Annotated in this window: 10 protein-coding genes; 3 read left to right on the top strand and 7 right to left on the bottom strand. The window is 59.1% G+C overall.

Annotated elements, in window-relative coordinates:
* Positions 1 to 61 precede the first annotated feature (61 nt).
* Complete coding sequence (locus FYJ85_RS18170) at positions 62 to 535, bottom strand: superoxide dismutase [Ni] (RefSeq protein ID WP_206213298.1); 474 nt, start codon at positions 533 to 535, stop codon at positions 62 to 64.
* A gap of 146 nt (positions 536 to 681) precedes the next feature.
* Between FYJ85_RS18170 and FYJ85_RS18165 the strand changes: the two genes are divergently transcribed.
* The gene (locus FYJ85_RS18165; protein ID WP_206213297.1) at positions 682 to 1,248 is read left to right on the top strand and encodes a nucleoside deaminase; all 567 of its coding nucleotides are present in this window, start codon (positions 682 to 684) and stop codon (positions 1,246 to 1,248) included.
* A gap of 19 nt (positions 1,249 to 1,267) precedes the next feature.
* Here the strand turns inward: FYJ85_RS18165 and FYJ85_RS18160 are convergent, their stop codons facing one another.
* The 3 genes from FYJ85_RS18160 to FYJ85_RS18150 are packed head-to-tail and all read right to left on the bottom strand — an operon-like array spanning position 1,268 to position 2,870.
* Positions 1,268 to 1,645 (bottom strand): DUF2752 domain-containing protein, encoded by a 378-nt coding sequence (locus tag FYJ85_RS18160; protein WP_106052682.1) that lies wholly within the window; start codon positions 1,643 to 1,645, stop codon positions 1,268 to 1,270.
* A gap of 2 nt (positions 1,646 to 1,647) precedes the next feature.
* Positions 1,648 to 2,403 carry an NAD(+)/NADH kinase gene (locus FYJ85_RS18155; protein ID WP_106052683.1) on the bottom strand — a complete coding sequence of 252 codons (756 nt, stop codon included), beginning with the start codon at positions 2,401 to 2,403 and terminating at the stop codon, positions 1,648 to 1,650.
* Positions 2,400 to 2,870 (bottom strand): TrmH family RNA methyltransferase, encoded by a 471-nt coding sequence (locus tag FYJ85_RS18150; protein WP_106052684.1) that lies wholly within the window; start codon positions 2,868 to 2,870, stop codon positions 2,400 to 2,402. The genes FYJ85_RS18155 and FYJ85_RS18150 overlap by 4 nt, the downstream gene beginning before the upstream one ends.
* A gap of 192 nt (positions 2,871 to 3,062) precedes the next feature.
* On the opposite strand from FYJ85_RS18150, the gene lpxA reads away from it, so the two are divergent.
* Together lpxA and gpmI are read left to right on the top strand one after the other, a co-directional pair.
* A complete protein-coding gene (lpxA, locus tag FYJ85_RS18145) occupies positions 3,063 to 3,863 on the top strand; it encodes an acyl-ACP--UDP-N-acetylglucosamine O-acyltransferase (protein WP_106052685.1) in 801 nt (266 codons plus the stop codon).
* 41 nt (positions 3,864 to 3,904) lie between these two features.
* Positions 3,905 to 5,557 (top strand): 2,3-bisphosphoglycerate-independent phosphoglycerate mutase, encoded by a 1,653-nt coding sequence (gene gpmI / locus FYJ85_RS18140; RefSeq protein WP_154420002.1) that lies wholly within the window; start codon positions 3,905 to 3,907, stop codon positions 5,555 to 5,557.
* A gap of 68 nt (positions 5,558 to 5,625) precedes the next feature.
* Here gpmI and FYJ85_RS18135 read toward each other — a convergent pair whose 3' ends face one another.
* From FYJ85_RS18135 to FYJ85_RS18125, 3 genes are all read right to left on the bottom strand, one after another.
* Positions 5,626 to 8,913 (bottom strand): hypothetical protein, encoded by a 3,288-nt coding sequence (locus tag FYJ85_RS18135; protein ID WP_154420000.1) that lies wholly within the window; start codon positions 8,911 to 8,913, stop codon positions 5,626 to 5,628.
* A gap of 14 nt (positions 8,914 to 8,927) precedes the next feature.
* The gene (locus FYJ85_RS18130) at positions 8,928 to 9,701 is read right to left on the bottom strand and encodes a DUF1559 family PulG-like putative transporter (RefSeq protein WP_106052688.1); all 774 of its coding nucleotides are present in this window, start codon (positions 9,699 to 9,701) and stop codon (positions 8,928 to 8,930) included.
* Between the two features lie 218 nt (positions 9,702 to 9,919).
* Positions 9,920 to 11,689: a hypothetical protein gene (locus tag FYJ85_RS18125; RefSeq protein ID WP_154419998.1), complete on the bottom strand. Its 1,770-nt coding sequence runs from the start codon at positions 11,687 to 11,689 to the stop codon at positions 9,920 to 9,922.
* Between the last annotated feature and the right edge of the window lie 117 nt (positions 11,690 to 11,806).

Below are 11,806 nucleotides of genomic sequence, written 5' to 3'. Positions count from 1 at the left end.
GAAAAAAATCTCCGCAAAATGCACGCCGCAGTTCACGGAGACGCCGCCGGAGGGCTGCCGCCTACCTGCCGCCTTCACCGAAGTAGCTCTTTTCGAACTCCGCCGCCAGCACCGACATCTTCTCCGCCGTCGCGGGGTCCACACCCTGCTTCGATTTCATCGCCTCGACCAGCAGCGCATGCAGCAGCGTGAGCTCCCGGATGTATTTCTCATACCCCGGATCGCCTGGAGCAAGCGGTTTCAGCCGCTGGGTCATGAAGTACTGAGTCACGATGTCCCGGAGCTGGTCCGCATGATCGTCCTTGTTGATGATCCAGCGGGTCAGCTGGTTTGCGTCCGGCTTCTCCGCCGCCCCAAGATGGCCGATCTCATGAATGCTTTTGCCGATGGTGCGGATATGTTCGTGAATCATCTTCATCCGCATCGGGTCGTCATAAATGCCGCACGGGATCTCGCAATGCGCGTAAATCCGGAACCCGGCCGCCGCCATGACTCCGAGAACCGCCAGCACGACCAGACTTTTCTTCAGTTTCATCCGTTCCTCCTCCTCTGTTTTTCCGCCGGGAAACCGTCTCTTCTCCGGCGCCCGGCTTACAATAGCACGTACCGGGGCGGAATGCAACATTGACAGGCGGCCCGGCGCATGCTATATTTCTCCGTCAGCCAGGAGAGGAGAAAAGCATGAAAGAAAAGATGGAGTGTTTCGTCCCGGAAATCCGGATCCCGGAGTGGCTCGAAACTTATGCGGAAAAACTTTACGGCCAGCCGCTCCCCTCCCCTGAAGAGCGGGTCCGCCTGACCGTGGAGCTCGCGGCGGAAAATGTCCGGCGCGGTACGGGCGGCCCGTTCGCCGCCGCCCTCTTCGACTGCGAAAACCGCCGGCTCCACTCGATCGGAATCAACGTCGTGCTGAGTTCCGGGCAGTCTTTCGCCCATGCGGAGATGACCGCCATCGCCGCCGCCCAGCGGAAAACCGGGCGGATCGACCTGGCCGGCTTCGAACTCGTATCGAGCTGCGAGCCGTGCGTCATGTGCTTCGGCGGAATCCTCTGGAGCGGCGTCTCAGCTCTCCTGTACGGCGCTCCCGGCCGGATGGCCGCGGAAACCGGCTTCGATGAGGGCGACAAAGTTCCGGACTGGCACAACTCGCTCGAATTCCGCGGAATCCGCGTATGCGGGCCGCTGCTCGGGGAGGCCGCCCGCAAACCGTTCGAACTCTACCGCAAGCTCGGCGGCGTCATCTACTGATCCGCACCGTCCCGCCGGGTCAGTGCGGAGCGAGGAATGGGAAGCAGGGCAGATTCCGGGCAACCGAATAGAGAATGATCACGGCAGCGACGCAGAGCGCGACGGACGGCTTCGCCGCCAGGCGCGGCTTCCACGCCAGCAGCCCGGCCAGCGCCAGCAGCGGAAGCAGCAGCGCGTTCATCCGGAAACACCCGGCGACATCGCCGTGCAGCAGCGCGTGGATTCCACGCGTGCCGCCGCAGCCGGCGCAGTTGAGCCCGGTCAGCGTGCGGAGCGGGCAGCCCGGCAGCCAGGCGCTTTCGGCCGGATCGACGAAGTAAAGCAGCACCGCCGCCCCCGCCGCGGCGACTCCGGCCGCGCCCCAGAGCAGCAGTTTTGCCGCACTCCTCTCCCGCATGGTCAGAACGTCCAGCCGACCGGCCGCGGGTTGGCCCCGGGATGGCGCAGCGCGCGGCAGGCCGGACACATGAAGTTGTCGAGCCCGTAAATCCGGGCCGTCCGGTCCGACTGCCGCAGCGTCACGATCTCCCCCTCGTTCACGACCGGCCGCACCGGCGAATTGTCGGCGATCAGAATGCCGGGACCGCGCACGACTTCGATTTCAATGACCGAGCTCTCCGAGAGCACGAGGTGGCTGACCTCCTCGGTCGAATTGCTGAACGCCAGCCCGATGCCGACCCGGAATATGCTGTGCGTAATGCTCTTGTAATAAGCCGTGCTGCCGTGGACGCTCGCCAGCCCGACGCCGTCGCCGACCACCTCGTTCGCATAAAGTTCGCCGTTGATGCGGACCCGGTAACGCAGCGCGCTCGAACGGTCCATGTTATGAAGAAAAACGTCGTTCAGCGCATGGAGCGTCACATCGCGCACCGCGCCGGAGATCATCGGCAGCGGCAGCAGCCGGGTCCGGCCCGCCCGGAACGCTTCGAGCTGGATGCGGCACTCGTGGCGCGGGCAGAGCGGCGCCGTGCGCGCATCGCGGACCGGCAGGATCGGCAGCTGCGGGTAATCGCGCGCCGCGCCGAGCAGCGCGCCGTCGCCGCCGTGCGTGACGACGAGCTCCGGCGTCTCCCCCTCCCCGGCTTCGGCGAAATCCGCGAGAGCCAGCAGCGGACGGATGTCTTCGAGGTTTTTGCCGACCAGTCTGATCTTCATAATTTCACTCCGTATTGGGCCGTGGCGGCGACCGCATAAAGAATGGCCGCCGCCGCGTTGCCGACATTGATCGACGCTTTTTCCCCGAGCATCGGCAGCCCGACCAGGCCGTCGACCTCGGCCAGCGCCTCGGGAGAAACGCCGAGCGCTTCGTTGCCGAACACGAGGCCGAGCGGGAATTCATACTGCATGTTCCATGCGAATACGCTCTCCGGCCCGGGTTCGGCCGCGAGAATCATCGCATATCCCTCCGTCCGCAGGAGACGGACGGCGCCGGCCGCGTCCGGCATCGTGCGGCAGCGCACCATCCGGTCCGCCCCCATCGCGGTTTTGGCCAGCTTCGGGTGCGGCGGCGCCGGGGTGTAGCCGCAGGCGATGATTTCGGCGCCGAGCGCCTCCGCGATGCGGAATATGTTGCCGGTATTGTGCGCACTGCGCAGCCGGTCGAGAATCAGGCAGATTTTCATTCCCGTAAAATCCTTTATCCGGGGAGAGTGCGTGAAAATGCTCCGAAAAACCGGATTTGCGGTCGCCCCGCCTGTTAAAATAACGCTTTTGTCCGGTTTTGCAAGCAGCCGGGTTTGATACTCGGGGATTTTGATGGTATATTAAATAAACATCATATCAATCATCAGCCCTTGAAATGTGAGGTCTTGCGTATGCCGAAAATTCATCCCTCCGCCATCGTTTCCGACGGCGCCGAGCTCGACGACAGCGTCGAAGTCGGTCCGTTCTGCTTTGTCGGTCCGAACGTCAGGATCGGCGCCGGTTCGCGCCTGATCGGTCACTGCAACATCGACGGGCATACGACGCTCGGGCGGAACAACGTGATCCACCCGTTCGCGGCGCTCGGCCAGCCGGCCCAGGACCATGCGGTCGTCGAAGGCGAAGCGACCTACCTGAACATCGGCGACAACAACATCTTCCGCGAAGGCTGCACGATCCATACCGGCACAAAGCCCGGAAGCGAAACCCGGATCGGCAGCCGCAACATGTTCATGAACGCAACCCACGTCGCCCACAACTGCATCGTCGGCAACGACGTGATCTACGTCGGCTATGCCGGCACCGCCGGATACTGTGAAATCTTCGACAACGTCCTGATCTCCGGCCTGGTCGGCATCCACCAGTTCTGCCGGGTCGGGCGGTTCGCGATCATCTCGGGCGGCTCGGTCTTTTCGAAGGACATTCCGCCCTTCATGATGGCCGAAGGGCGCAACGGCGGCGTGAAGATGATCAACAAGGTCGGGTTGCAGCGCGCCGGATTTTCGACCGAGACGATCTCGGTCATCAAGCAGATTTTCCGGATCTACTACCGCAGCGGGCTCATCCCGACCAACGCGCTCGAACGGATCCGGACCGAATTGCCGCAGATCCCGGAGGTGCGTGAATTCATCCATTTCTGCGAAACGAGCAAAAAAGGCGTCATCTCGGCCCAGGTCGAGGGGCACCGCAGCTGATCACCATAGACAACCATTTACCATTTTTGAGGAGTTGAACCATGTTGCAGGCATTGAAAAAGAATCCGAAGTTCACGCCCCGCCGCGGTCCGGTGGTGCTCGCCATTCTCGACGGCGTCGGCTACGGCAAATACGCCGACGGCGACGCCGTGAAGCTGGCACGCACGCCCGTTCTCGATGCGTTCATGAAGAACTGCCCCGTCACGAAGCTCAAGGCGCACGGCACCGCGGTCGGCATGCCGTCCGACGACGATATGGGCAACAGTGAAGTCGGCCACAACGCGATCGGCTGCGGCCGGGTCTTCTCGCAGGGCGCGAAGCTGGTCGAAGAGGCGGTCGAATCGAAGAAGCTGTTCGCCGGTGAAGTCTGGAAAAAGCTGATCGAAAATGTAAAGCGGCACGATTCGACGCTGCATTTTCTCGGCCTCTTTTCGGACGGCAACGTCCACAGCAACATCAATCACCTGAAGGCGATGGTCGAAGAGGCGAAGAAGGCCGGCGTGAAGCACGTCCGCATCCACGCGCTGCTCGACGGCCGCGACGTGCCCGAAACCTCGGCGCTCGAATACATCGATCCGTTCGAAGCGTTCCTGGCCGAACTGAATAAAGACGGCTTCGACGCCCGGATCGCCTCCGGCGGCGGCCGCATGGTCATCACCATGGACCGCTACGGCGCGAACTGGGACATGGTCCGCAAAGGGTGGGAGGTTCACGTCCACGGCTGCGGCGAAATGTTCCGGAACGCCCATGAAGCGGTCGAGGCCCTGCGCAAAAAAACCGGCGCGATCGACCAGGACCTGCCGCCCTTCGTCATCTCCGACGACGGCAGGACTCCGGTCGGCGCGATGAAAGATCACGATTCGGTCATCTTCTTCAACTTCCGCGGCGACCGTGCGCTTGAGATCACGAAGGCGTTCGAGGCCGAACAGCTCGCCGAGTTCGACCGCGGCATCCGTCCCGACGTCATGTACGCCGGCATGATGGAGTATGACGGCGACCTCCACGCGCCGAAGCTCTATCTCGTCAATCCGCCCGAGATCGACCGGACGATGGACGAATATCTCTGCGCCACCGGCGTTCCGCAGCTCGCCGTCAGCGAAACCCAGAAGTTCGGCCACGTGACCTATTTCTTCAACGGCAACCGCTCCGGAAAATTCAGCGACACGCTCGACGACTACGAGGAGATCCGCTCGGACATCGTTCCGTTCGAGCAGCGCCCGTGGATGAAGTGCGCCGAGATCACCGACCGCGTCGTCGAAGCGATCGGCAGCGGCAAGTACGGCATGATCCGCCTGAACTTCCCGAACGGCGACATGGTCGGGCACACCGGCAATATGGAAGCGGTCATCGTCGCGATGGAGTCTCTCGACCTCTGCCTCGCCCGGATCAAAAAAGCGGTGGAAGAAGCCGGCGGCGTCCTCGTCATCAGCGCCGACCACGGCAATGCGGACGATATGCTTGAGCACGACAAGAAGGGGAACGTCAAGCTGGACAAGGCCGGCGCCCCGGCCCGCAAAACCAGCCATTCGCTGAACCCGGTTCCGTGCATCGTCTTCGATCCGGAATCGAAGAACGAATACAAGCCCGAGCTCCGTGAAGGGCTCGGCATCAGCTCGCTGGCCGCGACCTGCATCGAGCTGCTCGGCTACGAGCCGCCCGCCGATTACGATCCGAGCGTTCTCGTGTTCAAATAACCGTCAAGGCGCGTCAGCGCTGCGCCCGGCGGAGTGTCAATCTGATGTTCGACACGCCGCCGGGCCGTTTATTTCCGGACCAGTTCGTAAAGCATGGTCTGGCCGAACGGATTGAAGACATTCAACCGGGCGGAAGCGCGCCCCTCGCGCAGCGTGAGGGGAACCGGAGCCAGCCGTCGCCCCGCCGTATCCAGCGCATAAAGCTCCGCCCCCTCCCCGGCCGGGAAAGAGACCTCCGCCGTTCCGGCCGCCGCCATGTGGGGCAGCTGCCCCCAGCGTTCGATGAGGGTCATCTCCGGCGAAGAGAATTTCGCCTTGAACGCCTGCGTGTCGGTCAGGTGGAAAAGGAGAATCCGCCGGGACTCCGCCAGCGGCCGGCCGTCGCGGGAGAGCGCGGCGAAAACGCCTCTCCCTTTCAGGTTTCTTACCTGCCAGAATTTACCGGAGCAGTTCTCTCCGGATGGCAGAATGAACGCCTCGCACTCCGGCGTCAGCACGGAAAAAGTCTGTTTCCGGGTATTGGAGAAAATCTGACCGTTTGCCCCGTCCAGCCGCCCCGACTCCAAATCGATCAGATCGTCCGGCACCACACGAAGCGCCTTCAGTTTCGCGAGGAAATCGTTCCCTTTCCGCCGCGCATCCAGAACCGGCAGTTTTCCGCGATATTCGGGGAAGTTGTCGCCGGTGTCGATCAGCGCAACCGTATCGGGGGGCAGACTTTTCATGGGATCGTCCGTACCGTTTCCGACGATGCCTCCCAGCCGCACCACCCGGCCGAGACGGCTCAGCGACATCGAATACTCCTGTCCGGCGATCAGGCCATCCGCACTGCCGATCACCGTGACAAGCGCCGCCGGAGCCGGACGGACGGAACCGGAGCGGAACAGCGCCGCCCCCAGCTGGTTCGACAAAGCCTTGACGCAGTCGTTGGCGATATTGAAGTGGTTGGCGACAAGATCTTTCGTGATGTCTCCATTCCAATGCGACCAGGCGAACTGGCAGAGCATGTCCCACCCCTGAAGTCCGGCATAAGAGGCCATCATCAGCGGCCCCTCGGCCCGGAAGACATTCGGTTTGCAGAAATCGAATTCCGAGACGCTGAACGGTTTGCCGAAAAGTCGCGTCAGGAAGATTTCATCGGGCGATGTGCCGTGGCTGACCGCCGAACGCTGGCTGCACGCTGATGGTACATCGTAAGTACCGGAAGGCCCCGCCCAGTAGACATGGTTGTCCACGAAATCGTATCCGCTGCGCATCACCGAAAGCATCGGCCCGGTAAGCATGTTCGAATCGGCCAGAATGCAGGTCACTCCCTGTTCGCGGACGAACTCGACCATCTGCCGGGAACGGCGGCGGTAGGTTTCGAGCAGAAAGGCGCTGAAAAGCCGCTGCCGCCCGTCTCTGTCGTCCGGCTCCCGGAGTTTCTTTGCGGCGAGCCATTCGAGGTACGCTTTCCGGTAATGCTCCCTCACCAGCGGCGAAGCTTCGGCCGTCTTGTCGATATTGCCTTCGTTGATGATATTAATCGAAATCAGCACCGGGTCATCCTTCAGCGCCAGCCCGGTGTAAGGGTTCACATGGTTCAGGAACGCCCGGCAGTACTCCTTCCAGTTCTCGAACACCGAGTCCATGATCCAGAACAACCCCTTGTATTCGCCGTATGCGATCACCCGGTCGGGAAACTCCGGAATCTCTCCCCGGCCGGGGACCCGGGAGACATAGAGGTCGGTAGAGACATAGATGCCGCGCTTCTTCAGCGCCGCGATCAGGTACTCCGACTGGTCCATCCGCTCCGGCTGGAGGCGGGTGCTCACCGTATCGGTCAGCGGCTCATCGTGATGGTGAATCCGGATCTGGTTGAATCCGCAGGCCGCCATCCGGTCGGCGAAGCGGTCCGCCTGCGCCTTGTCCAGATAAAAAGAGGTCCCGCTGATGTTGGTGCCGTAGAAGCGGACCGGCGTCTCCGGACGATCGCGGAACACCAGCTTGTCGCCGCGGCGGACCAGCGGACCGTACTTGCCGGCCGGTGCGTCGAGCGTGTCGGAGAAGTCCAGGATCGACCCTTTTTCGATCTCCTTGTAAAATGGGATTTCGCGCCATTCGTCACCGGCGATGATGAAGTACGGCGCCACCTCCGAGCGCGGCGCCTCCCAGTCGCTCACCGTGGCGCCGACGATCCCCCAGACAGCTTCTTTCGCGGAACGGAACTCCACCCGGGCGACCGGGAGCGGACGAAGTGCGAAACGGGAGCGGAAAAGCCCGACGTATGCGACAGCATTCTCCGCCGTCCAGACCACCTCCCCATTGGGATACTGCGCCGGCCCCCACCAGTTGCCGACCTCGCGGCCGCCGCGCACCTCGAACGTGTCGGCGGAGCCGTCCCGGTAAGTCACCTTCACGCTGCCGACCTGCGGTCCCGGCCAGGCGATCGCGTGGAGCAGATAAAGCGTTGTACCGGAAACGTTCTCCGGCACCTCGCATGCGGCGGCATCCGGGAACTTCGGGCGCGCTTTGCCGGCGAGCATGATGCAGCTTCTGCCGCCGTTTTTTGCCGGGTCGATGACGTCAAACGTAATCCCCTTCATGACCTGCCTGCCGGGCGTCAGCATCCGCAGATCATTCTCCGGCCCCTGATCGGTCCAGCCGCCTTTGCCGTCACCGGCAACGTCGTCGGCAAATCCGGCATTCACCACCCTGCGCAGGTCGAGGGGAATGCCTTTCCCCTCGCCGCATCGGACCGTCAGCGCCAGCGAAGCGGCAGTGATTCTGCCGAAACCGGGCGTCAGTCGAATCCGCACGGTATAGCTCGGCAGCTTGTAGGCCCGGTTGTCCTGAATATGCAGTTCAAAGTCACCGCGAAGCGAAATCCAGCCGTTCCGGGCCGGAATTTCCAGCATCGCCGCCCGCCGGTGAACAATAAGCCCTTTCTGCTCCTCCCGGGGCAGCATGAAAGGCTTTCCATCGATTTTCAGGGTGTTCCCGGCGTATTCTTTTACCGGCAGCCGTGTTTCGAGGCTGAGCGAAGCGAGTTCCGCCGGTTCGGTAAAGGAGACATCGGCCCGGTAACGGAAACTCTCCCCTTCCGGCGTCAGCGCCAGTTTGAGTTCTCCGGCCGGAAAATCCGGGATCGTGACCCGGAAGGCGGCGGAATCAGTTCCGCCCTCCCGGCGGTGAAAAACGGCATCGCGCCAGCGGCCGTCGTAGGAGAACGCAGTCCAGCTTTTGTTGACGAAAGTGACGAGCCAGGAAGTGCCGTCCAGTTCCAGGGCGCCGAATTCATTGAGCCGCGGAGCCGTCCCGGCAGCCGAAAGCGCTCCGGCCAGAAGAAGAATAAAAAGACAGAAGAATTTTTGCATGGAAACACCTTTTCTCAGAGTTCGTCGATTTTGGCCATGCCGCCGTTGCCGGTGCCGTTCTGGTACTCCGCTGCGCGGATTTTCCGCACGGAGCCGTTGGCGCGAAAGAGCGGCGCCTCCCGATTGGAGTGGGAGATATACGCATCGCGCCACAACAGCGTGGTTCCGGCCGAGCAGATGATCAGCATCTCGCGGGAGAGCTTGTTCAACGGCCTGCCCAGCCCCGTGAAGCTCCAGCTGGTGCAGACATTGCCCGTCTGGCTGTCGCGGAGAAACAGGTAATCGGTGCGGCGTCTGCTGCTGTGCATCCACGCTTCGGGATCGCCGTTGCCGGAAGGACAGCGAAAGATCAGCGGCCGCGGACGCGAGTCCGTTCCGTCGCAGATCTGCGGCCCGCCGACATAGGAACTGACGCGCCCCAGGCCGATGGTTTCACTGGCGTAAAGACTCCACGGCGTCGCGCCGCCGTCGGAATTTTTACCGGTTTTGGGCAGCTGTTCACGGTTGTCGTTCGCATACATGGTTACGCCCGTGCCGAGCTGCCTGACATTGCTGACGCACTGTGTGGTACGGGCGTTCTCCCGCGCTTTATTCAACGCCGGCAGCAGCATCGCCGCCAGAATCGCGATGATCGCTATGACAACGAGCAGCTCAATAAGAGTAAACTGCCTTATACGACAGTATGCGGGGGCGTGTCCGCCGCCTCCCCGCCCGGCGGAGAAAATGTAAAAAAAACGAAACGCCGATGATCTGAAGCATACGGATTCTTTTCTATTTACCTGATACATTTCGTATTCCTCCTTAAAATTGGTTATTGTCCCAAAGGTTGTGAGACACATTTGTAATTTCCAACGCCGATAACGACGTTACTGATAATTTCCATATGTTTTGTCAGTAGTCCCTCCATGCTCCGGTATTGGTGAATCGTTACAGTAAGGAGTTTTTTTGTTGTCCACCCATCGTCATGCTCGTATTCCGATCATTTTACTTGCGCGGTCACGACTCACTATGGATTCTCCAGTAAAAATAACTTGGTTTCGCCGTGTTGCATGTGAAACATAAGACGATCTACGATTTGCACTTCATTCGAAATCAGATCAATGAGTCGTCGTTTTCTCGGAAGAGTCAGGCATTTATCTCCAGTGGTAACTGCATGGATCATGATAGCGCTTTCCGAGACGGAAAATACATCATCGCAGGAGAGATAAACGTGAGCTCCTGCCTCGGCGAACCGCGTACGTAACTCACGCGCAGAAATTGTCGGAATCAATTCTGTGCCCGGCGGCAGAGAAACGAATGCCTCCTGAGGATTTTCGGGAGGGCGGAAGTAAAAAAATGTGCACTGGTTAGAATTCAGCAGGCGTGTAAGCTGAGCATTCTCCTGTGAAGATAGAAAACGAACATCCAAACCAACGATGATTTTGTACTTCTTTAATTCTAATGAAGTAAGATCGCTGGTCAGGTAAAGATCAAAGGGTACTCCACTGCGGCAAAGTTCTCCGATCTGCATATTATAAAGTTGTTCAGAAAGAAGGTTACCTTCGCAACCACGTGGCGGAAGATTGAATTCACTTTCGGGAGAAATAATTACTGCAACCTCCGCGATACGCTTCCGAGGGAGACGCATACTGTAATCGCCCCAACGCTTCAATCTGGCAATCTCCTCCATCAATTTTTTATCATGGAAATTACCGCCATTCAGATCCATAAACCACATTCCGATATTATGTGTAAGCATGTTTCCGAATTCACGGCGGAGAATGGCCAGCGACTCCTCACAATCAACAGGACTACCCTTCGCCGGAACATATTCGACACCATTATTCACTCTTCCGTCAAGCCAAGTACGATCATCGCCCTCATCGATGAAAAGCTTGTTATGGAGCGCCACACTTGCAGGATAATGGCGAAAATACCCATCTTGACCCACCGCGCGTCGTTCATAAGAATGTGGTGCACTAAGGATATCAACACTTTTCAGGTTGAGCAACCGGGATACTGCGCGATGATCTCCTTCAATACCCCACTGTGCTGAATTGGGCATATCTGGCATATAACCGTAAAAAACAACGGTCAAAAAATCACTTTCCTGTTTGACTATCTGGCAGAAATGATCAATCGCATCTACGGCAGTATTCTGCTGGATACGATAATATTGCGGATCACGCATTTCCGGCGGAGGAATGGGATGCCCATAATAACGTTCCATTGCAAGAGATGTATCTGGCCGCAATTGCGGAGACCAGCAATGCCATTCCCCGGTAATGCCATTGCAGATATGAATTCCAATTACACAGCTGGCATAATCAGCTTCTGCAATATGGCGAATAAGAAGTCTAAACGCTTCTCCCATTTCTTTTTTCCAACGTTCTGAAGCAAAAGATTCATGCAACGTCCCTTGCAAAAGGCCTTCGTAACGGGAATCCGGCGCCTCTTTGAAAAAACGACAACGCTCCTCCGGATGTTCTTGCAACCACCAATCAGGGGCAGAAACGTATATACGTGGAATACAGTATGCCTTTGGAAGTAATTGATGGAAGCGGCGCAAAGCTGTGTCAATTCTGGAGTAATCGTATTGATTCTCTCCAATCCAGTATGGATGGTCATAATGCGGAATAGAACGAAAAAAGCTAAAGAGTTCAATTCCTGCCGCAGAAAACGCCCTTGCATCCTCTTCTTCGATTTCTGTCTGCCAAAAAAGTAATGGGAAAATGGGGGTATTATTTTTGAAGAAAGTCGGAGCGCCTCGGTAATTGCGAATAGAGAATGGATTCATAGCAATCAAATCATCCTATGGTAAAGGTCTATAAAACAACAGTCGTTATTATACTGAACGCCCTAATTGTCCCTGCTGGAATGTCTCCATAAAGATTTGCTTTTAATTCATACCGGC

Origin of the sequence: Victivallis lenta, assembly GCF_009695545.1 — a bacterium.
Lineage (GTDB): Bacteria > Verrucomicrobiota > Lentisphaeria > Victivallales > Victivallaceae > Victivallis > Victivallis lenta.
This window is presented reverse-complemented; position numbering and strand designations above follow the sequence as displayed.